This window comes from Alkalibacterium kapii (assembly GCF_007988865.1).
GTDB lineage: Bacteria > Bacillota > Bacilli > Lactobacillales > Carnobacteriaceae_A > Alkalibacterium > Alkalibacterium kapii.
On record NZ_BJUY01000005.1, the window covers coordinates 66,577 to 91,921 of the forward strand.

20 protein-coding genes are annotated in these 25,345 nt (G+C 39.4%); all 20 read right to left on the reverse strand.

Going from position 1 to position 25,345, the window contains the following annotated elements:
* Positions 1-36: 36 nt before the first annotated feature.
* Positions 37-1,329, reverse strand: coding sequence for a CDP-glycerol glycerophosphotransferase family protein (locus AKA01nite_RS03215; RefSeq protein WP_146923757.1), 1,293 nt, complete (start codon positions 1,327-1,329; stop codon positions 37-39).
* Between the two features lie 26 nt (positions 1,330-1,355).
* Positions 1,356-2,549 carry a CDP-glycerol glycerophosphotransferase family protein gene (locus tag AKA01nite_RS03220; protein WP_146923759.1) on the reverse strand — a complete coding sequence of 398 codons (1,194 nt, stop codon included), beginning with the start codon at positions 2,547-2,549 and terminating at the stop codon, positions 1,356-1,358.
* 55 nt (positions 2,550-2,604) lie between these two features.
* The gene (locus tag AKA01nite_RS09455) at positions 2,605-3,792 is read right to left on the reverse strand and encodes an O-antigen ligase family protein (RefSeq protein ID WP_146923761.1); all 1,188 of its coding nucleotides are present in this window, start codon (positions 3,790-3,792) and stop codon (positions 2,605-2,607) included.
* A 19-nt stretch (positions 3,793-3,811) separates the two neighbouring features.
* The gene (locus AKA01nite_RS03230) at positions 3,812-4,738 is read right to left on the reverse strand and encodes an ATP-grasp fold amidoligase family protein (RefSeq protein WP_146923763.1); all 927 of its coding nucleotides are present in this window, start codon (positions 4,736-4,738) and stop codon (positions 3,812-3,814) included.
* A gap of 55 nt (positions 4,739-4,793) precedes the next feature.
* Positions 4,794-5,951, reverse strand: coding sequence for a glycosyltransferase (locus tag AKA01nite_RS03235; RefSeq protein ID WP_186805071.1), 1,158 nt, complete (start codon positions 5,949-5,951; stop codon positions 4,794-4,796).
* A 52-nt stretch (positions 5,952-6,003) separates the two neighbouring features.
* Entirely contained in the window at positions 6,004-6,831 is an 828-nt protein-coding gene (locus AKA01nite_RS03240; protein WP_146923766.1) for a glycosyltransferase, read from the reverse strand.
* Positions 6,832-7,701 carry an NAD-dependent epimerase/dehydratase family protein gene (locus AKA01nite_RS03245; RefSeq protein ID WP_146923768.1) on the reverse strand — a complete coding sequence of 290 codons (870 nt, stop codon included), beginning with the start codon at positions 7,699-7,701 and terminating at the stop codon, positions 6,832-6,834.
* Positions 7,702-7,716: 15 nt separating this feature from the next.
* A complete protein-coding gene (locus tag AKA01nite_RS03250) occupies positions 7,717-8,322 on the reverse strand; it encodes a sugar transferase (protein WP_146923770.1) in 606 nt (201 codons plus the stop codon).
* A 64-nt stretch (positions 8,323-8,386) separates the two neighbouring features.
* Positions 8,387-10,243, reverse strand: coding sequence for a polysaccharide biosynthesis protein (locus AKA01nite_RS03255; protein ID WP_146923772.1), 1,857 nt, complete (start codon positions 10,241-10,243; stop codon positions 8,387-8,389).
* 21 nt (positions 10,244-10,264) lie between these two features.
* Complete coding sequence (locus AKA01nite_RS03260; protein ID WP_146923774.1) at positions 10,265-11,035, reverse strand: tyrosine-protein phosphatase; 771 nt, start codon at positions 11,033-11,035, stop codon at positions 10,265-10,267.
* Positions 11,036-11,054: 19 nt separating this feature from the next.
* Positions 11,055-11,753 carry a CpsD/CapB family tyrosine-protein kinase gene (locus AKA01nite_RS03265; RefSeq protein ID WP_146923776.1) on the reverse strand — a complete coding sequence of 233 codons (699 nt, stop codon included), beginning with the start codon at positions 11,751-11,753 and terminating at the stop codon, positions 11,055-11,057.
* Between the two features lie 12 nt (positions 11,754-11,765).
* The gene (locus AKA01nite_RS03270) at positions 11,766-12,509 is read right to left on the reverse strand and encodes a YveK family protein (protein WP_146923778.1); all 744 of its coding nucleotides are present in this window, start codon (positions 12,507-12,509) and stop codon (positions 11,766-11,768) included.
* Between the two features lie 268 nt (positions 12,510-12,777).
* Complete coding sequence (locus tag AKA01nite_RS03275) at positions 12,778-13,785, reverse strand: NAD-dependent epimerase (protein ID WP_146923779.1); 1,008 nt, start codon at positions 13,783-13,785, stop codon at positions 12,778-12,780.
* 80 nt (positions 13,786-13,865) lie between these two features.
* Entirely contained in the window at positions 13,866-15,035 is a 1,170-nt protein-coding gene (locus tag AKA01nite_RS03280) for a nucleotide sugar dehydrogenase (protein WP_146923781.1), read from the reverse strand.
* 112 nt (positions 15,036-15,147) lie between these two features.
* Positions 15,148-16,128, reverse strand: coding sequence for an LCP family glycopolymer transferase (locus AKA01nite_RS03285; RefSeq protein ID WP_146923783.1), 981 nt, complete (start codon positions 16,126-16,128; stop codon positions 15,148-15,150).
* 154 nt (positions 16,129-16,282) lie between these two features.
* Positions 16,283-17,326 carry an LCP family glycopolymer transferase gene (locus tag AKA01nite_RS03290; protein WP_246116976.1) on the reverse strand — a complete coding sequence of 348 codons (1,044 nt, stop codon included), beginning with the start codon at positions 17,324-17,326 and terminating at the stop codon, positions 16,283-16,285.
* An 80-nt stretch (positions 17,327-17,406) separates the two neighbouring features.
* On the reverse strand, positions 17,407-21,201 hold the full coding sequence (locus AKA01nite_RS03295; protein WP_146923785.1) for an SH3 domain-containing protein: 3,795 nt from the start codon (positions 21,199-21,201) through the stop codon (positions 17,407-17,409).
* 278 nt (positions 21,202-21,479) lie between these two features.
* Positions 21,480-22,661, reverse strand: a complete 1,182-nt coding sequence (locus AKA01nite_RS03300; RefSeq protein ID WP_146923787.1) for a glycosyltransferase — start codon at positions 22,659-22,661, stop codon at positions 21,480-21,482.
* Between the two features lie 15 nt (positions 22,662-22,676).
* Positions 22,677-23,696: a glycosyltransferase family 2 protein gene (locus AKA01nite_RS03305; RefSeq protein ID WP_146923790.1), complete on the reverse strand. Its 1,020-nt coding sequence runs from the start codon at positions 23,694-23,696 to the stop codon at positions 22,677-22,679.
* 78 nt (positions 23,697-23,774) lie between these two features.
* A complete protein-coding gene (locus AKA01nite_RS03310; protein ID WP_146923791.1) occupies positions 23,775-25,223 on the reverse strand; it encodes an asparagine synthetase B family protein in 1,449 nt (482 codons plus the stop codon).
* Positions 25,224-25,345: the final 122 nt, after the last annotated feature.

Below are 25,345 nucleotides of genomic sequence, written 5' to 3' on the forward strand. Positions count from 1 at the left end.
CCTACTTATATATATTACAAAAGATAATATACTAATCTAATTATCACTAATTAATAGATGTTTAACTTCTGTTTTAAAATCCTCAATTAAATATTTAGATTGGGTTATAGTATTATGATTATCATTATTTTTAATTTCTTCTAAATCCTCTAAATATAATTTCTTTATAAAACTATATTTAAAATTAATAGGAGTATCATCGTCTATTTGATAAACTTTATCATTAGAGATTAAAAAAGCTTCATACAATACTGAAGAATTATATCCAATTATTTTACTACTACTATATATATCATATAATAGAGAATCGGTCGATACTTTAAATCCCATATTAATTATTTGATTAATTTTTACTAAGTCATCTTTTTCTTTTGGATGCAACCTTATATTTATTATGTAATTATCATCCTTATACTTAGATAGTTTAGAATATACAAGTTCCCTTTTGAAATTAATACCAGTCTCTTCGAAAGGTTGAGAAATAAATGTAATTTTATTTTTAATAGTACTAACATTTTGGAACTTCTTTAAATAAAGTTTATCAAACTTAGGATAACCAAATATCTCCAGCTTATTAATATCCATTATTTTACTTAAGCGTTCTTTTTGTTCTCTGTTCCATACAAGAAGTTTGCTTCCGTGAAATGGAAGCACCCCTATATATTCGCCACCTTGAGGATATCCATGTAGAAACACAAAAAAAGGAATCTGGGATAATTTTGCAGCTTCGCAAATTAATCGATTTTCGAACTTTTGATCACTTATCGTATATATGCTTTCAATATTGTTTACTTTTAAAATTTGATTAACTTGAAATACAGATTTCTTAATATTCAAATTAAACGAATTCATAAGATACTCATTTTCCAATATTTCAGGTAAATTCTCAATAGAAATACTTTCTAGTAGGTTTTTTAAATCCTTATTGTATATAACTGTCTTCGGTATAATTATTCCTCTTATATCCATTATCTTTTTCGGAGCAACTACTTTGATGCTTTTTTTATTCTTTTTCGTGTTAGTTTTTATTGCTTCGTTTAATAACTTAAACTTATTAGAGTCTAAGATTAAAACAGAATTATGACGTTTTATTTTGCTATATAAATAGTTTAATTTAGAAATCAAACTAGTTAAAATATTCTTCCAAAAATTTTTAGATCCTTTGAAGTTTCCTTTGATTTCATTCAGTAAAGAGACCGACAGATGAGTAGTTCCTCTTTCATAATTTTTAATAACCATATCAAAGAGAATCATTGCATAATAATACTTATCATAATATATTTTATACTTCATATCATATTTCACTCTAAATTGATGATAATTTCCCATATTTACCCTCCAGATGATTAAACATCTCACAGATTATTAATAAATTCGAAAGTCCTTTTACAATTATTATTATCACGATACTCAAAGAATTCATCTACCCTTTTTTTTATAGTACATGGTAACTTTAAATCTCTAACTATACATTCTTCCACTTCACTTATTAAATCACTAGTATTACCCACTATATTTCCAAATCCATCAGAATCATAATTAAAGTATCCTTTTTTATAATGGTTTTTTCTATAATTTTCCTTATCAAATTGATAATATATAACAGGTTTTCCCATATATGCAAAGTCAAAAAAAACACTCGAAAAATCTGTGACAAGTATAGAGCTGTTAATTAATAATTCTTGAACATCGTAGTGGAATCTATCCGCAACAATAATATTGGGATTGATATGTTCTTTAAATACCTTTGAATAACTTTGGATGGAATAATGAGGATAGAAAACTACTTTGTAATTATATTTACTCAGAATCTTTTCAAGTTCTTCGCTATTAAAAAAATCTAGATAATTTTTAAAAAATTCACTTTTTATAAATTTACTGTTTTCATTGTCAGAAGCATCTTCCATTCTATTTTTTGAAACGAGCCAATTCCTAAATGTAGGCATAACTAAAATTTGTCTATGATCACTAGTCTTCTCTGTGGGCAGATTATCAAATCTACATAGCCCTATACTTTGGGCAACACTCTCAGGATATCCATAAGTATCTATGAAAAATTTTTTCTCTTTATCTCCTACACAAGAGACTAAGGAGAACTGGGTATTAGAGTAATCCACTTTATGATCCATTTCATCTTTATAAACCCCGTGTTTCAAATAAATAGAGTGCTGAGATTTATTTTTCAAAAATGGAAAAGCATTCGTAAACCAATGCCAGAATGGAAATGCCCCAGAGAGTTGTGAATTAATCAGCTTGGATGATGTTAGATAATATATATAGTGTTTCATAGAATATAGGCTTACTAAGTTTCCATATTTTTCAATTTTATATAAATCAGGGGAATCGTTGCTAATAACATAATGAGCATTTATTTCTGGATGATTCTCCCTAATATATTTAAACAAATGATAAGCGTTGTCTCTTGCTTCTGTTTTTTTTTCGCCTATTAACCAAATTTTTTTTGAATAGTTACTTCTTAATATAGTCTTACATATTACAAATGCTAGGAAAAATTTTAACATTTGTTTAATATATTGTATATGTCTCACGTCTTATAACTCCAATCTAATTAATTTAAGTCTAAAAAGTTATTAGTATCAAAAATTATTGTAACAAATTATAATCAAATGGTTGATATCTTTTCTGAAAGTCTTGTGTCATCCAAAGTAACAAAAATAAAACTAACCAATTCCTTGGACTATTTATTGTTACAAGTGCGACTTCTTGAACGAGTAGAATAACTATGAATAATACAAAGAAAGAAAAAACTTTAATATTCCGAGTTTTAACAAATATATGATAATTAATCCTGATTACATATAAATATATAAGATAATAGAGTGACATGCCTATTATACCAACGGATACTAATAATTCTGTATAGTTATTATGTGAATATGTTCCAAAAACTGAAATAGATCTAAAGTTATCAATTCCATATCCAAAGAATGGTCGTTCTTTGGATAGACTAATCGATGAATTAATCATTTCAGTCCGTATATTATAACTATTATCGTCTCTACTTAAGAGTCTATTAAAGGCCTCAATATTCTTAAACATATCGTGAAAAATATCAGTACTCAAAACTAAAATTACTATTAAAATAAAAAATATTAAATAAAAAATTACTTTTAGTCTTTTTTTATCTACTAATGTTTCCATTAATACATACTGTAGCAACATTAAAAATACAGATATAAATATTTTCCTACTCCCACTAACAATTACTGAGTTAATAATAAATATTATTAATAAAAATATCTTCCACTTATATAGCTTACTTGACTTATTAATGGTGAATAATAATATAAGACTTATATATATAACGTTTAAACCAAACGTATTAGCGTTTTGGACAACTCCCGCCCCTCTAGAAAAACCCAAAAAATAGTATTCATACGATGCTGTAATAGAAAGTATCCACAAGGATATAAATAAAGAGCTCATTAAGGCTTTTTTACTAACGAACTTACCTTTTAGAAAGATATAAATTATTAATGCACCCAAGAAATATGTTATAATACCAACCGTTCTATGAACTGAAACTGCTCTGTCAACTGCCCATAAGTTCGACAGTATCACAATAAATACAAACGGTAAAAAGATTAAAATTGACTGATCTATTTTAATCCTCCTTTTAATACTAATAGTGATGAACATCAGAAATAAAAAGACAAACGAAATTCTATTGATAATAAAATATTGATCATGATTTGCCATGGTTAATAGTGAGATTATATATATATATGAAATAAGTGAAATTACATTTTTAAATTTTATTTTTATATTCATTTAATCTTAACCTCTTCCATCATCTATTATTATAAGCTATAGACAAATCAGTCCATGTACCTAATACATTATCCCATTCATCTGGTGAGAACTTTTCCATTCCTGAGGCAGGATAAAGTGTTAATTCTCCAAAGTAAAGTTTCCTGTTTACTTCATAAAAGTCTACTCTAATGAAAGGATATCCCCGGCTTAAAATTGTAGCAATTTCTAGCATATTATCTAAGTTAATGGGTTTTTCATGCGAATCATCTTTGCTTTTTTTGTTTGACCTTTTTAAATTTAATTTGTTCCACTCTGGATCATAAAAATCCATTAGAACATTATTATTTTTTTTATTCCTATTCGATACAACTAAAACAACTTTAGGTACTCCATTAAAGCACATAAATTTATAATCTTTTAAATCTTTATCCCTTGTTTCTATCATGTATTTTTCGGCAATAATTTTAGGTGTTATGTTTTTATAAGGCCATTCCCTTTGGCCCCAGTAATAATTGTGTTTCATTGATTTCTGTAGTTTCTTTTTAGCTTTTTTTATATCTAATTCACGTTTATCTTTACAGATAACTACTCCTCCAGAATCGTGTGTACATTTCAAAACAAACTCATTTGGTAGCTCATCAAAATCAATTTCATCGACGTTATACCAAACGCCAAGTAGAGGAATTAAGTAATTCTCTCCTATAGTTTTCTCTATAAATTTTCGCACTTCATATTTATCGACTAAACTAGTATAGTTCGGGTCTCGATCATTTAACTTTAACCACTGTAATTTCTCACTATATGTTTTTGGTTTATTCAGATCTAATTTTTTACCCATTTTAAAGTAGAATGCTATTTTTAAATAAGTTTCATCTTTCATCCATTTAAATACCCCTATATGCCCTAATGATAAAAAAATAAGCTGAGGTTGCTTAACAAACTTAGTAATTCTTTTTAGATCCATAATAACACCTTCATTTGGTAAATTTTGTTTGTCGATTAACAGTAAAATCATTCTGCTATTCGATTACTTTAATCCATTCTTCAACGATATTATCCACAGAAAAGCTCATTGCTCTATTAATACAGTTAATCTTTAAGTCATCATAACTCTTTAAATCATTTTTTTTAAAATCAATCATTCTATTTATGGCGTCAATCAAAAAACTCAGTTCTTTCTTTTCATCAACCTCGTATGCTTTACGTGGAAATATATATCCATACTTAGTAAGTTTTATTTCTTCATTTTTATAATTTAAAACTTTTAACATCTCTGCTGGTCCTGATAGACAATTCTTTGTCACCACAGGGATTCCCGTAGCTAGAGATTCAAGCAGAACATTTGGGAAACCTTCAAATTTTGAGTTTAGAACAAACATATCTGCTTTATTGAGATATTTGAATGGATTATTTGTGTTTCCCAGTAGGAACACATCTCTTATAAGGCCGTTTTCTTTAATCGTCTGTTCCAAAACTTCATACAACTTTCCATCCCCTATAATAACCATTTTATACTCTGGGTTACTTTGTTTAATTCTCTTAAAAGCATCAATCAATTGCTTTTGAGATTTTTGAGGTATTAGTGATCCAATGTTCAAGATGACTGGATATTCAAATATCTCTTTATACTCATCTTCTATTGAATCATTCTTTAGAGAGTTAATCTTTTCAATATCTATTAGATTATAAATAACTTTTATCTTTTCTTCTGGTACATCAAAATTATTAACTAGATCATTCTTTGAATCTATAGAATTAACTATTATTAAATCTGCCTTAGGATAATATTTTTTTATTAATTTCATTCTAAAAAAGTATTTCTTTTCTTTATATCTTTCTGACATATAATTTCTAACAGAAATTATGGATCTATGACCAGTATTCAATGAAATCTTAATGTTGGCAATGTTACTTCTTTCAAGAAATGAAATTACTGTATCCCGATCCTTGTAAACTTTGCTCAGTTCCTTAACAGCAAAACTATCTCCTAAAGGTCTTTGGTATATTCTCAATATTTTCGAATGAATTGATCGTATTGGAATTGAAGTTTTCAATTCATATTTTATGTGGTTTTCGAGTAAAACTAGCTCATCAACCCCTATACTATTCTCGATTAGGTATGTGGCTTGCCTTTCTGCTCCTCCATAAGTTAAGTTATCAATCATAAAATATAACATAGAAACACCCCTCATTTTTTAAACTGCCCATAAAAATTCACATATAATTGAATTAATTCATATTTCTTAAATACTTGTTAGAGACCTTTTTAAGCAGCCTCATCGGAGCTAAAAACATGACTAGTTGCCCTGTAGTAACAAACGATAAATCACTTAAACTACAATGACCTCTCTTCCATATCTCATACTGGACATCAATGTAGCTCTTACAATATGACCAGCTTTTTCTACGTTTAAAGTTATCCTCATTTGATCTAAACAATAGAAGGGATTGATTAATATTCTGAGCATAACATCCATTATTAATCATCCGTGAAAACAGATCCAAGTCTTGTTTTCTTCTCATCTTCCCATAACCACCACATCTAATCACTTCAGATTTCTTATACATAACTGTTGGATGGTTAAATGGACTTCGTCGCTTCATGAATTTATATATAGCATCATTTGTAGTTGGGACGACCCTAGAGGATGTAACATTATCAGGTACATCATAAAACTCATCAATCATTGTGCCCACGATACATAATTCAGGGTTTTCATTAAATTGACCAATTTGTAACTTACATCTATTAGGCAAAGAGATGTCATCAGTGTCCATTCTTGCTACTAACTCATTTTGGCAATGTTTAAGCCCTTCATCTAATGCTCTCCCTAATCCAACGTTCACTTTTAGTGAAACAATATTAAATAACCCTGGATACTTATCTATGTAGTTAACTATTACTTCTTCTAATTCCTTTGTCAGATCACCATCTTTAACAATCACAATTTCATCTGGCATGAGAGTTTGCTTAATCATACTCTCAATACTTTCAACAAAGTACTCTGCCTTTTCTTTTTTGTATATTGACATTAGCACACTATATTTGCTTTCCATTTAACTTTTACTCCCTAGTTCTGTTAATTCGATTGACTCTTCTAACGATCTAATTTGGTAATTACTTTTAGGATATTGACTTATTGATCGATCATAAACTAAATTACCAAACACCTTATTAATAACATTAAATCGATACATTCGCTTAAAAATTGGATTAAAAAGTTTAGTCATTATTATTTTATTTCCATTCACCTTAGAAATTGTTTGTACTAAATTACTAGTCGTTACATATTCTTTATTTTGAGGAAAATACAATCCTGACTCTTCTTGGTCTACCATAACTTTGATAAATTCACATAAGTTATCTATATGTAGCATACTACGTTCATTGTATAAATCAGGAAAAATTGGAGTTTTCTTTGCCAACTTTGATAGTTTAGGATAATTACCTTTCGAACCTTTCCCGTATATCATTGGTGGTCTCACAATGACTACTTTAAAATCGTCAGAATTGAGAGGTTCGATTCCTTTTTCTGCCTGAAGTTTGCTGTCACCATAAAAGTTACTTGGAGTAGGTATGGTATCTCTATCTATAACTCTTTTGCTCGATGTGCTGTCACCATAAACTATGATACTGCTCATAAAGATAAACTGCTTTACACCTTCTGATTTGGCTTTCTTTGCTACATCAACTGTAAGGTCTCTGTTCACTTTATAGTAGAGGTCTTCCATCTTCGGATCAGATGATACATGAGCTATCCCTGCAACATGAAACACCACATCATATTCTGAAAAATCTTTTTCTTTCCATGAAGGATCTTTCATGTCGATTGTGTCTACACTATAGTTATCGGGTTCTCTCAAGAGCCACTTTTCAACAGAAGTTCCTATATAGCTATTTTTTCCAGTGATTAATATTTTCTTCATGGTTAAACAATCTCCTTAGCTATTAGATTCATCAGCTGTATTGCCTTCAACGACACCATCACTTTTTAATACACTAAATATCGTACCAAAGAAACATTTAATATCCATGACTAAACCGATATTTTGTACGTACTCACCATCGAGTTTAGCTTTCTTTTTAATAGGGAGTTCATCACGTCCATTTATTTGAGCCCATCCAGTCAGACCGGCCGGCACGTCATTGGCGTTGTGTATGTCTCTTTCCGCTATCAAATCATATTGATTCCAAAGAGCTGGTCGCGGTCCTATGATACTCATATCACCTTTAAAAATATTGATGATTTGAGGTAATTCATCAAGTGACGTCTTTCTTAAAAACTTACCGACTCTTGTGATCCATTGGTCTGGATTATCTAGTAAATGTGTGGGTGTATCTTTTGGTGTATCAATGCGCATCGTTCTAAATTTTAATATGTAGAAATGCTTTTTGTACATCCCTACTCTTTTCTGCTTAAATAAGACAGGACCTTCTGAATCTAACTTTATAGCAATGATGAGAATCAGAAAAATGGGCGACAATAGTATTAATCCAATTGCGGATAGTATGATATCTATTAATCGTTTTACCTTTAAATAATTCATCTCAGTTCCTCCCATTTTCACATAAAAGCTTTGACCTCTAGTTATTAGGCCAAAGCTTTTTTCTTTAAGCGTATGCCAGTGATGATTCGTCTTGTGTATCTTCAGTTGTTAATTCGATTCTGCCATTCGCAAAGTCAATGAGCTGCTCTTTCAATTCACCGTCTTCAAGCTGTTCGATCGTTTGTACAAACTTAAGCACTTCATTGAGCGGTGCATTCGTTACTTTACCGATAAATATTTTCTCATAAACTTGTTTTTTGGTATTCTCACTCTTACTTAGAAGTTCTTCGTAGAGTTTCTCTCCAGGACGAATGCCAGATTCAGTGATTTTAATATCCTTGTTTTTTGCTCCGCTGAGCTGAATCATCTGCTTAGCCAAGTCAACGATCTTGACGGGTTCGCCCATGTCTAAAACAAATATCTCTCCACCTCGAGCTAGTGATCCTGCTTGCAGGACTAAACGGCTGGCTTCTGGAATGGTCATAAAGTAACGGGTCATATGGAAGTCTGTAACTGTGATCGGTCCGCCTTTTTTGATCTGGTCTTTAAAGACTGGAATGACACTTCCACGACTGCCTAAGACGTTCCCGAAACGTACGGCTACGAAATTCGTCTTGCCTTCTTCATTCAGTCCAGTTACGATCATTTCTGCGATTCGTTTGGTTGCGCCCATAACGTTCGGCGGGTTAACGGCTTTGTCTGTTGAGACCATGACAAAACTCTGAACACCGGCTGCCTTAGCACCTTCTGCCATGTTTTTTGTACCATAGACGTTGTTTTTAACGGCTTCTGTTGGGTTATACTCCATCAGAGGCACATGCTTATGCGCTGCCGCATGATACACACGGTCGGGCTTGTACTGGGCCATGACTTTAAAGATGCGGTCACGGTCCTGGATATCCGCGATAACAGGAACCAAGTCGATATTGTTTTGGTCTGCGAAAGGTTTTAGTTCTCTATTGATCAAATAGATTGAGTTTTCTCCGTGTCCTAATAAAAGGATTCGCTTAGGTGAGAAACGGATGATCTGACGACATATTTCTGAGCCGATTGATCCGCCAGCTCCAGAAACGAGAATCGTTTGACCAGACAGCTGGGTCGCGATTTTTTCCATATCCAGTTTCACTTCGTCACGACCAAGTAAGTCGGTGACATCGATCTCTTTGAATTCATTGACTTCATACGTTCCCTGAACCATATCTTCCACTGAAGGCATCTGGTTCACTTTGATATCTGTTTCATTACAGTAAGAGACGATACGTTCCAAGTTTTTAGAAGAAATTGACGGGATAGCGATCGTCACCTGGTCGACATCATACGTATCGATCAAGTTTTCGATGTCTTTCGTCTTGCCTAGTACCGGAACGCCATATACGGTGGTATTTTTCTTGTTGTCGTCGTCATCGACGATACCCACGAATTCGATTGCCGGATCGTGCTGAAGGTTGCGGATAAATAGCCCACCGCCTTCGCCTGCTCCAACTATCAAGGTACGAAGTGTTTTTAATTCTTCTTTGCCGTTTATTTTTTCCTTTTTCATCCGGTGCTCCATGATGATCCGCCAGCCAACACGGCTCGCTGGGATGATCATCACTGCTAAGAGATACCATAAGAAGAGGAAACGCATGCTGAGCGGTGCAAAGAGCATCGTGACGATATCACTGACCACAAAAGCAAAGGTCACGACCAAAGCATGTACGATTGTTTCTCTGATACTCGTATAGCGGTTGATCTTGTCGAAAAGTCTAAAGTAAAAAGAAAGTGCTATGTAGACCCCTATGCTTATAAGCAGGGACGTGACCATCGGCTGTGCATCCAGGCCAACGAGCGGACTCAGGAACAAATAGGAAAAGAGACCCGTCAGATAAAAGACCGTCAAATCCAGTGTAATTAAGGTGATGCGTTTCATTGTCCGATTCATGTCTGTTTCCACTCCTACTATTTATTTGAACCATTTCGATAAAAATGACTGTCTGATTTCTCTTGTTTCTGGTACGACAACGACTTCGCCGTTAATCAAGTCTTTCGTTACTTTGTGAAATTCATTAAGTTTATTGGTACCGTATTCTTTGCTTAATTTATCGTAAGCGTCCTGCATATGGAAGGCTCTGTTCGTGACATTATGAGCATCGGATGCTAGGAAATGGACGAGATTCGCTTCTAAAAGCTGCTTAGATAACTTCTGTATTTTGCTGCCGAAGCCGCCTGTATAGCTCGCTGCTGTCAGCTGGGCCAATGCACCTTTGTCGATGAAATCTTTCAGTCGATTCGGGTTCTTCAAAAAATCATGATTACGTTCCGGATGAACGATGATCGGTGTCTTCCCGCTTGACTGCAGGTCGAAAAAGAGTCGTTCAGCATACTTGGGAATCGTCTCTGTCGGGAACTCAATGAGTATGTACTGCTCTTGTTCATCGGCGAAGAGGATCTTGTCTTCTTCGATATCTTTTAGAATGTCACCATAAAGCCTCACTTCCTGACCGGGGAAGATTGTTAAGTCGATCCTCTGCCTATCAAGTTCTGCTTGCAAGGTGTCGACCAGCTGAATAACGTCCTGCTTTTCATTGAACCAGTGGCGATTCATATGATGCGGCGTCGCTAAAATATGTGTGATGCCTTCTCTAACAGCAGCTTTGGCCATCTCTAAAGACTCTTCCATCGTTTTAGCGCCGTCGTCAACCCCCGGTAAGATATGACAATGCAAATCGATCATCAGCCTGGTCTCCTATCTTTTACTCTGTACCGTAATAATAGTAATAATTATCCTTTTCTTCTACCTTGTTTAGTACAGCTCCTAGTACATTGGCCTGTACTTTTTCAAGCAAGTCTTTCGCTTTCAGTACACTGTCTTTATGCGCTTCGCCTTTAGGTATGACAAACAACACACCATCTGCGCGTGCAGCCATGACTTGTGCATCGGTCACCACCAATACTGGTGGCATGTCAAAGATAACTAAATCGAAAGCTGAAAGGATTTCTTTCTCCACTTCCTGCATGCGGTTAGACCCTAAAAGCTCAGCCGGGTTCGGCGGGATCGCACCACTCGGTAAGACATAAAGGCCTTCAGACCGTGTCTTGACTATCACGTCTTTGAGTGTCGTTTCTTTGTCTGTTAGAAGCGTCGTCAGACCTTCCGTGTTTATCGTATTGAAGAGTTTATGAATCGTTGGCTTTCTTAAGTCCGCATCCACCAGCAAGACACTTTTTTCACTGGAAGCAAACGTCGATGCCAAGTTCGACGCGATCGTCGACTTCCCTGCTTCAGAACTTGCTGAAGTCACAACGATCGATTTCAAGGTGTCGTCGATCATAGAGAACTGGATATTCGTGCGGATCGTTCTGAATTGTTCCGAGATGTGCGACATCGGCTTGTTTAAAGTGACCAGACCGGGTGATGAATAGGTCTTCTCTTTTTTCTTTTTAAATAACATATGCGCTCTCCTCTATACTCGCGACCGTGCGCGTCGTGATTCTACTTGGTTATTTACAAGCGGCTGATGCTGGTCGGCTTTCAGGTCGTCCTGACTCATCTTGCTGACCATGCCCAAATTCGTCCATCCAAGCTCTTCAACGATAAAGCGTTCATCTTTGACCGTGTTGTCTAGGAACTCTAAAAGAAAGGCCAAGCCTACACCGATCATCCCGCCTAGGACCAAGCCGATCGCCAGGTTCAAGGTGTTGTTCGGTGACACCGGAGTTGTGTTTGGTACCGCCGGTGAAATGACCGTGATGTTGTCCACATTCATGATGTCGTTCAAGTTTTCCTGGAAAACAGACGCTGTCGTGTTGGCCAGTTCAGCAGCTTCATACGGGTCTGTGTCCGTTACACTGACTGAAAAGACCTGAGAATCGCTGGCATTTGAGATAGAAATTTTGTTGGCTACTTGACTGTGAGACAGAGACAAGTCCATTTCTTCTCTCACATCGTCTAGAATGACCGGTCCTTTGATGATGTCTTTATATGTATTGATCAGCTGCAGGTTCGTGTTGATGTCTGACTGCTGGATGGCTTCCGTCTGCTGGCTGCGATTCACTAAAAGCTGTGTGGTCGCACTGTACTCCGGCGTGGCGATAAAAAAGGTGTAGATCGCTGTAATGAGCAGTCCCAGCAATGTTAAGTTTATAATAAGAGCTAATCTTTTCTTTATAATGGCGAATAACTCGACCAAACTGATTTCTTCTTCCATCTTTTCCTCCTGATAGCGCAAAAATATTTTTAGATAGTGTAAATTACCTATACTTTAATTAACAGTTTTAATAGTACCACAATATGGCAGGATGTTTTAAGGGGTTTTAAAGAGTTAAATACTTTCATTTTTTTAATAGACAAATTTTAGACAAAATTGGTAATGCTTACATCAGGTATTTGTCATTTTATAAACATTTAAACAATAAAACATCTTCAAAGTCTCATAGAGAATCTTTGAAGATGACGTTTGTTATTATATTTTTCTTTTATTTGTTATAGTACTCTCTATACCACGTCACGAATTTTTCGAGACCTTCTTCGATCGTCGTTGACGGCTTGAAGTTGATGTCCTGTTCCAAATCGGTCATGTCCGCGTAGGTACGCTTCACGTCACCCGGCTGCATGTCCATGTAGTTCTTCTCAGCTTCCTGACCCAACGCTGATTCCAGCGCTTTGATGAAACGCATCAATTTGATCGGGCTGTTGTTACCAATATTATAGATTTTATACGGTGCGAAGCTCTCACTGATGTCATCTTTCTCTTCGTCCCAGTCAGCGTTTGGCTCTGGTGCCTTGTCGATCAGTTTTTCGATCCCCTGAACGATGTCGTCGATATAGGTGAAGTCGCGCTCCATATTGCCATGGTTATAGACATCGATCGTTTCACCTTTCAAGATACGGTTAGTGAATGAGAAGTAGGCCATATCCGGACGGCCGAACGGACCATATACTGTGAAAAATCGCAGTCCTGTGGTTGGGATATTGTACAAGTGACTGTAAGTGTGCGCCATCAGTTCATTTGATTTTTTTGTGGCGGCATAAAGCGACACCGGATGATCCACATTATGGTTCGTCGAGAACGGTGCGATCTTGTTACCGCCGTACACTGAACTTGAGGACGCGTACAAGAGATGCTCCACTGGATTGTTTCGGCAGGCTTCCAAGATATTTATGAATCCGATCAGATTGCTGTCGACATAGGCATAGGGATTTTCAATAGAATAACGGACCCCCGCTTGAGCAGCTAAATGCACAACATGCGTCGGCTTTTCTTTTTCAAATAGATCATCGACATCTGCTTTGTCTTTCAAATCGATCTGATAAAAGTTAAAGTTGTCTTTTTCATTTAAAATCGCCAAACGGTCTTTTTTCAGCTGTGGATCATAGTAGTCATTCATATTGTCCAGACCAACAATTTCGATATCATTTTCAAGCAGTGCTTTTGACAAATGGAAACCCACAAAGCCTGCAGCTCCTGTTACGAGTAATTTCATATCTTCATCTCTTTCTATTAATAATTTTTAATATGACTCTATATGTAATAACGCCCTTCTTTTGGAAGGACGTTATTTTCTTAGTTATTGTTATATAAGTCTCGCGTATAGACCTTGTCTGCGACATCTTTGATATCGTCAGTCAGCCGGTTGGCGATAATAACATCCACTTCATTTTTGAATGATTCAAGGTCATTGTTCACTTTAGAATTGTAGAAGGTCTCTTCTTCAAGGACGGGTTCATAAACGACGACTTCGATCCCTTTAGCCTTGATGCGCTTCATGATGCCTTGAATCGCACTCTGACGGAAGTTGTCGGAACCTGATTTCATGACCAAGCGGTAGATACCGACTTTATTCGGTTTCATCGCAATGACCTGGTCAGACAAGAAATCTTTACGGGTACGGTTCGCATCCACGATCGCACGGATCAAGTTGTTTGGTACCTGATCATAGTTTGCCAAGAGTTGTTTCGTATCTTTCGGCAGGCAGTAACCCCCGTAACCGAATGACGGGTTGTTGTAATGGTCTCCGATACGTGGATCAAGTGAGACACCGTCGATAATCGACTGTGTGTCTAATCCATGAACTTCAGCATAGGTGTCTAGCTCATTGAAATATGCGACACGCAGAGCCAGGTAAGTATTGGCGAAGAGCTTCACAGCTTCAGCTTCTGTTGAATCCATCAACAACACATCGATGTCATCTTTTTCAGCCCCTTCGACTAATAAGTCAGCGAATTTCTGAGCACGCTCTGACTTTTCACCTAAAATGATTCGGCTTGGGTGCAGGTTATCATACAATGCATTCCCTTCACGCAGGAATTCTGGTGAGAAAATGATCTTATCCGTATTGAATTTTTTACGGATCTCTTCTGTGTAACCGACAGGAACCGTTGACTTGATGATCATCGTTGCGTTAGGTGCCAGTTCCAAGACATCTTCCATCACGGATTCTACGGCTGAGGTATCAAAATAGTTCGTCTTGTCATCATAGTTCGTTGGTGCTGCGATAACGACGAATTCCGGATCATTGCCGTAAGCGACCTTTTTGTCTGTCGTTGCTTCAAGGTCCAATTCTTTATTCGCTAAGTACTCAGATAATTCTTTATCAACGATCGGTGACTTTTTATCATTCACCATATCGACTTTTTCCTGTATGACATCAATGGCTTTCACTGTGTTGTGTTGTGCCAATAAAACGGCGTTAGACAAGCCGACATAGCCTAAACCTACTACTGTTACGTTCATTCAATTCATTCCTCTCATAGTTCGTTCATCTTTTTTAGTTTACCACTTAAAAATATATATCACAATATAAATTATAAGGAGTGCTCCTCTTTATCGATGCACTCTTTTAGCTCTATAGCTCTAATTGATTTTGCAGATGTTCCTGCACCCGTTCGATCTCTTCATCCGGGATGATTTCGTAATAAATCTCATCAATATAAGTCCCACTGCCTGAGAGCTGGATCTGTTCTACTTCGTTTACGGCGCTGCGGTACTTGTTGAACATATCCACCATATCATCAAAGGACATATTCGTCTTCATTGAACTGCTCATCGACTCGAGCACCGAACTGTAGTTGCGCACGGATTCAAGGGTAGCGATCTGCTTCATCGTAGCTTCAATGACCTGGCGCTGCCGGTACTGGCGTCCGTAGTCCCCTTCTGGATCCTCATAGCGCATGCGCGAGTATGACAGAGCCTGAGCTCCGGTCAGATGTGTTTCCTCGCCTTCGACGAAAGTGTTTCCGGAGTGTTCGAATGACAACGGCGGTACAACTGTGATCCCGCCAATGGCATCCACGATCGTCTGCATGCTTTCCATATTGACGGAGATATAGTAGTCCACCGGAATGTCAAAGAGGTTCTGCACCGTGTTCATCGCCATACTGGTCCCGCCGAAAGCGTAGGCATGGTTGATCTTGTCTTTAAATCCTTCGCCGATGATCTCTGTATAGGTATCACGCGGGATACTGACGATACTCGTTTTTTCTGTGTTCGGGTTCAGGGTCACTAACATCATCGTGTCTGAGCGTCCGGTGTAATCCCGGTCAAAGTCGCCTGTGTCCACCCCCATGATCAAGACAGAGAACGGATCCTCACCGTCATCCACCACAAGCGGTTTGTTGAGCCGGCTTTCATGCGGCTCCTGCTCTTCGGCGGGTTCGTACATGACCTCTGTGGTGCTTTTCACATCGTCATACACACGCCAAACGACATAGCCGCCGATCCCCGTAACTAGAATCAATAGGCCAAGTATGACAAGTAAAACGATTTTCAAGACTGATTTCTTCTTTTTAGGTCTACTGCTTTTCGACCGCTTTGACTGTTCATCCATCTCGTTCCAACTTTCATTTTTTTAATAGAAATCTTCTTAATCTTGTTTTAGTATACCATGCTCACGAATGGTGTTGCCTAGAAAGATACTGAAGTTTATACGAACTTCAGGTCTATGCAAAAAGTCCCTGTTCAAGTCAGGGACTTCTTCTGCGTTATAGCTCTAATTCTGTTTTTAAATGACTCTGGACGCGGCTAATTTCTTCGTCCGGGATAATTTCGTAGTAAATCCCATTCATCATCGTGCCGCTTCCGGCAAGCTGATCCTGTTCGATGTTTTTCGCCGCCCCACGGTAATTGCTGAAGAGATCCTGCATTTCAGCAAAACTCATGTTGGTCTTCATCGAATTGCCAAGTGTGTCTAAAATCCCTCTGTAGTTACGGATCGAATCAACCGAAGCCAGACTCTTCATCGCACCCTCGATGATCTGGCGCTGACGGAATTGACGTCCGTAGTCACCCTTGGGATCTTTTTTACGCATGCGGATGTAAGCCAAAGCTTTCTCCCCTTCCAGATGCGTCGGTTCCCCTTCCCTGAACGTGAAGCCGTCCTGACTGAATGAGAGCGGCGGAGTTACTGTGACGCCACCCACCGCATCGACCATCTGCTGCATACTGTCCATGTTTACCGACACATAGTAATCCACCGGCACGTCTAGGAGGTTCTGGACTGAATCCATCGCCATACTGGCTTTACCATAGGCATGGGCGTGGTTTATTTTGTCTTTGATTCCTCTCCCGATGATTTCAGTATAAGTGTCTCTTGGAATGCTTACGATGCTTGTCTTTTCCGTATTCGGATTGACGGTCACCAGCATCATCGTGTCAGAACGACCGTGCTCGACATTGTCGCCGTCGTTATCGATACCCATGATCAAGACCGTAAAGGGATCCTCACCGCTGTCGACATCGACAGGTTTCTCCTGGCGAGCCGCATGTTCCTGACGGTCTTCAACCGCCTCGTACATATTGTCCGTCGTACTCTGAAGGTCGCTCCACACCTGCCAGCCGACATAGCCACCGGCAGCTACCAAGATGAGCAAAAAGAATAAGACGATTTTTAAAACGATTTTACTTGCTGTTTTCTTGTTATTTTTACTGTTTCTTTCAGAACGCGTTTGCTTGTTCATAAGATTCCTGCTTTCTTCTTTTTCTATCTTTCCTATTTTACCAGTTTTTCCGAGCAACTCAATAGGCATGACCAATATTTCACTAAATCATCACACATGCAAAAAGACTGTCATCTCCGTTAAGAGACAACAGTCTTTTAGATTAACGATTACTGATTATAGACAGGAATGTCAAAGTTCAGATGCAGATCGTATCTCTGAGAAACTTCGACCAGTGTATTCAATGTATGAGTCTGCTTGTATGCCCAGCCGATGTCTGTCGCATACTGGTGTGCACCAGGATCAAGCGGGTTCCATCTCATTTTGTACAAGGTGTCCTGCTTATGTGTGGCGTGGTTCACGTACTGTTTGGAAATCCATTCAGCACCGCCCATGATTGCTTTGTCCACTGAGTCCCAGCCCATCTTGTAGGCATATTCAGAACCTGATTTGAGCGGCGAACTATCAAAGGCTGCGATACCGAACATATTGTAGACCTTCTTCGGTTCAACAGCTTTTCCGTCTACTTCTGAGACAACAATGCCTTTCGCCAGAGATGACGAGCCGTTCCCTGTTTCAAGCTTCGCGTGAGCTAGCAGATAGATCTCGTTGATATTGTAGCGCTGGCTTGCTTCCAAGAAGATATGTCCTTTCCCAGTCAATACGCCGCTGTTCCCGATCTCTTCGTTTAGCCTCGTTTCATCAATACCTGACGAACCGGACAGTTTCAAGAATTGCAGCAGGTCTTTATCAAGGGTATTTGAAACGGTGACATACTCGCCTGAGACCCAGCCATGCTGGCCATTGCCTAAGTCGAGCTGATACCAGCCACCGCTGCCTTTGAGGATCGTGTAGCGCTGTCCGCTGTGCACCTGCGTGACGATGCTGTGGCTCGTTCCAGGCCCTTGTCTGACATTTAATGTGCCGACTATGATGCGTGCTACCGGATTGTAAGCATCATTAAAGTCATGCTTGATGCTTTCCTTGCTGTCTTTTTGTACATAAACGCCTGAGACCCAACCTGTACGGTTCTGACCAGAAACGACATACATGATTTCGTACCAGCCGTTTGCTTCACCGATGATCGTCACTTCTTTACCGTTGTACACCATATCGATTGCACTATGACTCGTGCCACTTCCGCTGCGGACATTCAGAGCACTGGCTGTAACGATGCCGGTCACTTTAGCTAGTTCCTTATCGTAGTCGATGCTCTTAATGAAGTTATCCGGGTTCAGATAGTATTCAGTCTGAGCGCGTGAAGCATTCACCCATTTACCGCCTGACTGCGTCTGGGGTGCACGTCTCATCTGCTCATCCAGTGCCTCATCAAGTGATTCGTAATAATAAGAGTTCTGGTAGGACGCATGGTTCGGAATAAGATCATTCATAGCCAGGATCTTGTATTTTTCGGCAATGTCTTCATCATCATACAGATCAGACGGGCCAGTGATCAACAAATCATAGCGCTGGATCGCACGGTCATACTGATAGTCCTTGTGAAGAGCGATCGCATCAGCCAGGATGATCTCGGCCTGTTTAGTGATATAGTCTGAAATACGGTCATCTTCCGGATGATCGATGGTGGCTTTTGCGGCCATCTCCCAGGCGATGATCTGATTCTTTTCTTTTAGTATCTCCTGATAGACATAATCAGAATCAAGATACTTCAACATTTCTTCTTTAGAGTTAAATGCGCGTTCATACAAGTCGTTCGGCATCCATGGTGCATTAAGAATCTTATCATAATACTGAATCGAGCTTGATGCCTTTCCTTTAGATTCAAGACTATCCGCGTAGTTCAAGTTACGCACAGCTGCTTTCCGGATCGCATCCTGGAATCGGCTATCAGTCGGGTACTTCGTATACCCTTCGATCGCCTTGTTCCAAGCTTCTGAGACATAGGGGGAATCGACAGAGGCATTATAAAGAGCCGTTTTGTCTTCTTCTTCAATGACTTTAAGCATACGCGCTTTGGAATCTGTCGCTCTCTTGATCAAAGTGTCTGTCATCCACGGTGCATCGATCGTTCGGGCGTAATAAGGAATCGCATTCGTGGCTTTACCTTTTGCTTCCAGAGAGTCCGCGTAATTTAGACTGCGGATCGCGGCTTTTTCGATCGCATCTTTGAAACGGGCATCATTTGGATATTTGTTATAGCCTTCGAGTGCCGTATACCAAGATGTCGAAACAGAACCCGACCCTACAGATTCTTGATACAGAGTTTCTTTTTCTGCTTCTTCAATAGCCTGTGATACACGTGCTTGAGATGTCTCTGCACGGTCCTTTAATGCCGAAGTCAGCCAAGGACTTTCAAGCGTACGGCCATAATAAGCTAAGGCGCCATCTAAATTGCCTTTGTCTTCCAGGGAGTCGGCATAGTTCAAACTACGGACGCCGGCTTTTTCGATCGCATCTTTGAAGCGAGCATCCCCTGGATATTTGTTATAGCCTTCGAGTGCTTTATACCAGGCAGTTGAAACAGATCCGGAACTCACTGACGCTTGATACAACGCTTCCTTATCCGTTTCTTCGATAGCTCTTGACACACGTGTCTTAGATGTTTCTGCTCTATTTCTTAGCGTAGTAGTGAGCCATGGACTGTCTAGTGTACGATCATAGTACGCAAGCGCACTAGCTAGATCGTTTCTCTCTTCCAGCGAATCAGCATAATTCAAGCTTCGCACCGCTGCTTTTTCGATCGCATATTCAAAACGGTTATCGTCTGGATAAGTATTATATCCTTCTACGGCTGTATACCAGGCTTCGGTGACTGAACCGGAGTTGATCGATGTGTTATATAATTCATCAGCTTTTTCCGAACTGGAAGGTTTCATCAATGATTCCTCCACAGCTGTAATTGAATCAGTCGCTCGTATTGTGAGTGCTTCTGTCAGCCAAGGGCTGTCCAGCGTTCGCTTGTAGTAAGCTAGTGCACTGTCCGTCTTATCTCTTGATGCCAGCGAATCGGCATAGTTAAGACTACGACCAGCAGCTTTTTCGATCGCATATTCAAAGCGTTTGTCATTCGGATACTTGGTGTATCCTTCTATGGCTGTGTACCAGGCCTCTGTGACTGAGCTTGATTCAATAGACGTGTTATAAAGCGCATCTGCATCAGATGTGCTGGACGTCGTCATGAAAGTTGCCTGTTCTTTGCTTGCTTTCTCTTCGGGTTCAGCTACCGCTTCAGTTACCGGTTCAGCTGTTTTTTCTACTTCTTCGGTAATTTCAGCTGACACTTCTTCTGTTTCTTCTTGAGTTGAAATTAGTGTATCTTCTGCTTCACTGTCCGCAGATTCCTCGGTTTCTGACAGCTTAATATACGGTTCAGTTTCTTCGACCACTTCACTTTCAAGATCCTCTGAAGCTGCTTCTTCCGTCTCTGCCAGCTGGTCTTCTTCCGGTGCTTCGCTTACATGCTCAGACAGTTCCGATAGATTTTCAGAAGATTCCTCGACTGGCTCCGTACTGTTTTGAGTATTCTCTTCCATCATCACTATTTGATCTACATCGCTCTCAGTTAGAACACTAACTGACCGAAGTTCGATTATCTGTTCTTCAGTTAGCGTGAACTCTTCTGGAGATGTTTCATTCAAAGCAAGCTGTCCATTTTTATGTAAATACGCTTTAACCGTATCATCCAGTTCAGGATATGTACCCAAGATGCGGTAAAGAGCTTGTGCTTCCGTGTAATCTTCGTTTATATGTAACGTCTGTGTGATTTCTATCACTGTGTAAAGCGATAAGTCTTCAGATCCTATTTGCTCTATATGCGGTGATAAAATCTCTAATAATTCGTCACGGTTCTCTTTTACGATCGGTGCTTGTTCAATCTGTTCAGTTACGTCGGGCGTCTCAGCTTCTTGTGCTTCTGCTTCCATTGCCGGGGCTAAGGCAGCTAATATAGCACTGCTGTAAATAAGGCTTTTGACCCTGACATTCATACTTCTATAGTGTTTCACTCTAACTCCACCCTTCAATTGTAATTATTTATAGTTCAACTTTGTATCCAAGTGAATTATATCATAAAGATATAAATATACAGTGATTTTATTAAAATAATTGTATTAATATACTCAAATGGTACAATTATTTGACAAATGAGAATCATAGGATAATAAATACTCATTTGTCACATTTGAGTCACCGATTTATATACATGGACTCCATAATTACACAAAAAGAACCATTAGACCGGCTCGAGACCTAAGTCTCTTCCATCTGATGGTTCTTTCGAACCTCAAGGGTTAACGTATTGATTTTTGTTTAGAGCCTTTACGTAAGCAGCTGTTTCAATGTCGACGATTTTATCCCAGTCGAACTTCGCCAGTACACGTTCTCTGTACCTTGAAGAATCAGACTCACTGCTCAAAATCTCAGCTACGCGACTCCCCATTAATTCAGGCAGATCATCGGTGAAGGCAATGAGGTTTTCTTCAAAACTGATCGCTTCAGGTATCCCACCAACTGCCGAGCCGACTGCAGGAATCCCCATGGCATTTGCCTCAAGTGCGATCATACCCAAGCCTTCATTTCTGCTTGGTACGACCAAGACATCCATCGTCTTGAGCAGCTCGGGCACATCATCGTAATCAACGAGGCCCGGCATCTCGACATCCAGATCCCGCTCTTTAAAAGCCTGCTCCAGCTGATTTCTCAGCGGTCCATCCCCAATGACGAAAAAGTCTGTTTCTCCATTGTATTTTTCAATACATTTGAAAATATCAGGCAGCAGATCTGCTCCTTTCACTTTCTTCAGCGTACCGACAAACCCTACTCGGTTGTAGTTTCGTTTGTCTTTTTGAGAAAACAGCTTGGTGTCTACGCCGTTATAAGTTATCAACGCGTTTTTACCCGAATACCCTAAGGTTATAGCCTGTTCAAGGAGCTGACTGCTGACGAAGAAGCACCTTTCAGCCTGTTCCATCGCTTCGACCAAGCGTGAGCGATTATGCTTCCAGACTTTATTGACGTCGCTTCCGTGCAGCGTGATGAAATAAGGCTTATTCAGTTGTCGGCTCAGTTCGTAGGCAATGTAGCCATTCACCCAGCCGAAATGCGCATGGATGATATCCGCCCTTTCCAGCTCCTCTTTATAGTGCTTAAGGTAGTGTCTGATCATACCGTTCTCTGTACTTTTCAGTTTCAGTACTCGTTTGAAATAGAAGAAAATCGTGCGCTTAAAATTGGTATTGTTAATCTCGACATTTTTATAGGTGCTTATATCCGGTTTCTTCAATCGGCTGTCTTTTCTGTTTAGCACTTTTTTCACTAAATTAATGACCGCACTGTCGTAGAAATTGTTATTGATGACGAAAACATCATCCACTTGTTCCTTGACTCTGCTGATCCGCTCGAAGGTTGCTTTAAACAGACCTCCTTTGACATGCAGATTCAAATTCGCGATGTAGACTATCTTCATTTTACCCCACCCTACTTATTCGTGAGAACGGCGATTGATCCGGTCCCGCCTGTTCAGTTTAGCTGTCTGAATCCAGCTGTACAGTTCACTCTTGAAAAGCAAAGGAAACATCAGCTTCGTCTTGACGATACTGTATTTTTTGGACTGGAATCGTTCTAGGACCGACTCTCTTTTTATTGCTTTAAGTTCCCTAGCCAGTCGGTCATAGGTTTGTTTCCGTTCCTTTTTATCTTCGATCTGCGGTATCTTCGCCAGCTGATCGGCATAATACTTGAATTTCAATGTCTTGAAGAGACGCTCATCGTATCGACTGTTCTGACGATAAAAGTCTTCCACATCTTCCACGCTTCTGATCGTTTCCAGAATTACGGGGGACACGGTATGGCTGATACTGTTCAAACGTATACGGTATAGATAAGTTGTGTCAGAAAGCGTACAGACCTTGTCAGCATAGAGCAGGAGCTTCAAATAAAAGTTCAGGTCCTGCGCCCGTTTCAAGTCGCTGAAAAACAGATCCTTTTCTCTAAGCAGCTCGGCATTATACAGTTTGTTTCCTGGCATCGGCGACAATAAAAACAGAGTATCCAGATGCTCGTCCACCTCGTAGATCTCATCTTTTTCGTACTGCATCTTTTTCGTCTCCAGCGGCATGCCCTGTTCATCGATTGTGTCATACTGGCCGATCACTAGATCCGCATCCTGCTTTTCAGCCACAAGGTACAATAACTCTATGGCATTTGTCTTTAAGATGTCATCGGAATCGACAAAGAGCGCATACTGTCCATGTGATTCTCTGAAACCGTAGTTCCTTGCGGCTGGTGCCCCCTGATTTTTCTGGATAAAATAACGGAAACGCGCATCTTTCTCACAGAACTCCTGAGCGATCACTGCAGACTGATCCGTCGATCCGTCGTCCACCAGCAGTACTTCTAAATTAGTGTGGGTTTGAGCCGCGATCGTTTCCAGATTCACTCTCAAGTACTCTTCAGCGTTATAAATCGGCATAATGATCGAAACTAACTTCTGTTCACTCATTTTCTAACTCCTTTTAAGACCCTGGTCATTATTCTAGCTGTCAGGTCTTCTCATCGTGTTGGTTATTTCTCTTTCATATTAGTGCTGGATTACTTTTTGAATTTTTTTTAGGTAATATTTGAAAAAAGTCGCCCCGTAATAAACATAGGAATTCCGGGTCAGATCATTGACTAGACCTGTCCCAGAGGTCAGCGGGATATCCAGCAGTTCCGGCCAGAGTCGACTGATGATCTGCTCATGAAAATCAGTGTCCACTCGCTGTTCTCTTGGGATGGAGATCCAGCTTTCGATCAGTCGCCGATTGTTGAAAATAAGCACGGGATCACTCATCGTGTCATAGTTGCTCATGTTGTTCGGCAGCCAGCGCCCCAAACGGCTTTCCCAGAAAAACAAATCAAACAAAGAAACGCCGTTTTCGTGCGCATGCTTTTTGACGTTTTTTCGCCACTGCCGGACGATCCTTTTGTTTTCATCTGAATAGTTGTGTGTTTTCGTTACAAGATAGTTTGTGGTCGCTAGACTTTCCGGTAATTTCTTACCGAAGTTGCTTTTGACGATCGGTATGATGTCCCCAGTAACGAAACGGCTGGATTTTAGTCCAGACTGTTTCAGTGTCAGAGCGTTTTCCAAGATGCGTCGGTTCTGCGTCCCTGAAAAATAGTTAACGAACGACTTAAAGGTCTCATCATCCATCTGTACTCTAGGCAGGACTTGATAAGACAGTCCCAGTCTGCTTGTCAGTTGTCTTGGGATCTTTATATCATCCGGTTCAGCTTCTTTCGGTTGATGATCAAAGGTGTACAGCTGGATCCTGTCCTGGTACTTTTTGAAGAAAGAAAGGATCAGCCGGCTGTCTTTCCCCGCAGTCAGCGGGATGACAAGATCATCCTCCATCATGTAACTGTCTACGACGTTTTGTGTGAGTGTGATCGTTTCTTTGATGACTTCATCCACGCTTCTTGATTCAAGCTCTCTGATCGGAAAGAATCGCTTGGCGCGCTGATCTTTCACATTCAGAAAATGGTTGGGGATCACCACTCTTATCCCTTCATACATTGAACGGTCATAAGGAAGCGGCTGCTGTTCTTCGGCCTGGCTTTTGATCTCGACGGACGCATCTGACATAGGCAACTCAAGCGCATCAGCGATCGTTTTCTGTTTTGAAGAAATCAGCCATTTATTTTCTATTACGGAATAAAATATCGGGACCGAACACGTTGCATCGGGAAACAGGATCAATTCCTTTGTGTTTTGATAGATAAGGACATAACGTCCGGCCATATATTCGGTCCACTCGACCAGCTGAACGCTGTCTTTGGCTTGGGCAAGTTTCTCTACGATAGCCTGTTCAGTCAAATCCGGATTCCGGCTGTCGATGATTTTGCCGTAAGCGATGACCGTCTTTTCACCGTCTGTCGCCTGGGCAGCCAAAGAATCGGTGTCATAGTTGAAAACAAAAGGATCCAGTTCGATAAAATGTTCGTATGACTGGTCGATCGTCCGCTTCATCAGATAGTTGAATTTCAATGTCAGTTTCCTTTCTTGATGCACAGTCAGCTGCTGTGCTCTTTTTGTGCCTTTATTATGTATTTAAATAAAGAGACAACTCTCACTACGTAACTTCTTACATAAAGGAGTATGTCTCTTTA

Coding starts and splice junctions, on each gene's coding strand:
- AKA01nite_RS03215 (WP_146923757.1), bottom strand. CDS start 1,329: ATGGGAAATTATCATCAATTTAGAGTGAAATATGATATGAAGTATAAA.
- AKA01nite_RS09455 (WP_146923761.1), bottom strand. CDS start 3,792: ATGAATATAAAAATAAAATTTAAAAATGTAATTTCACTTATTTCATAT.
- AKA01nite_RS03230 (WP_146923763.1), bottom strand. CDS start 4,738: ATGGATCTAAAAAGAATTACTAAGTTTGTTAAGCAACCTCAGCTTATT.
- AKA01nite_RS03235 (WP_186805071.1), bottom strand. CDS start 5,951: ATGTTATATTTTATGATTGATAACTTAACTTATGGAGGAGCAGAAAGG.
- AKA01nite_RS03240 (WP_146923766.1), bottom strand. CDS start 6,831: ATGGAAAGCAAATATAGTGTGCTAATGTCAATATACAAAAAAGAAAAG.
- AKA01nite_RS03245 (WP_146923768.1), bottom strand. CDS start 7,701: ATGAAGAAAATATTAATCACTGGAAAAAATAGCTATATAGGAACTTCT.
- AKA01nite_RS03250 (WP_146923770.1), bottom strand. CDS start 8,322: ATGAATTATTTAAAGGTAAAACGATTAATAGATATCATACTATCCGCA.
- AKA01nite_RS03255 (WP_146923772.1), bottom strand. CDS start 10,243: ATGAATCGGACAATGAAACGCATCACCTTAATTACACTGGATTTGACG.
- AKA01nite_RS03260 (WP_146923774.1), bottom strand. CDS start 11,035: ATGATCGATTTGCATTGTCATATCTTACCGGGGGTTGACGACGGCGCT.
- AKA01nite_RS03265 (WP_146923776.1), bottom strand. CDS start 11,753: ATGTTATTTAAAAAGAAAAAAGAGAAGACCTATTCATCACCCGGTCTG.
- AKA01nite_RS03270 (WP_146923778.1), bottom strand. CDS start 12,509: ATGGAAGAAGAAATCAGTTTGGTCGAGTTATTCGCCATTATAAAGAAA.
- AKA01nite_RS03275 (WP_146923779.1), bottom strand. CDS start 13,785: ATGAAATTACTCGTAACAGGAGCTGCAGGCTTTGTGGGTTTCCATTTG.
- AKA01nite_RS03280 (WP_146923781.1), bottom strand. CDS start 15,035: ATGAACGTAACAGTAGTAGGTTTAGGCTATGTCGGCTTGTCTAACGCC.
- AKA01nite_RS03285 (WP_146923783.1), bottom strand. CDS start 16,128: ATGGATGAACAGTCAAAGCGGTCGAAAAGCAGTAGACCTAAAAAGAAG.
- AKA01nite_RS03290 (WP_246116976.1), bottom strand. CDS start 17,326: ATGCCTATTGAGTTGCTCGGAAAAACTGGTAAAATAGGAAAGATAGAA.
- AKA01nite_RS03300 (WP_146923787.1), bottom strand. CDS start 22,661: ATGAAGATAGTCTACATCGCGAATTTGAATCTGCATGTCAAAGGAGGT.
- AKA01nite_RS03305 (WP_146923790.1), bottom strand. CDS start 23,696: ATGAGTGAACAGAAGTTAGTTTCGATCATTATGCCGATTTATAACGCT.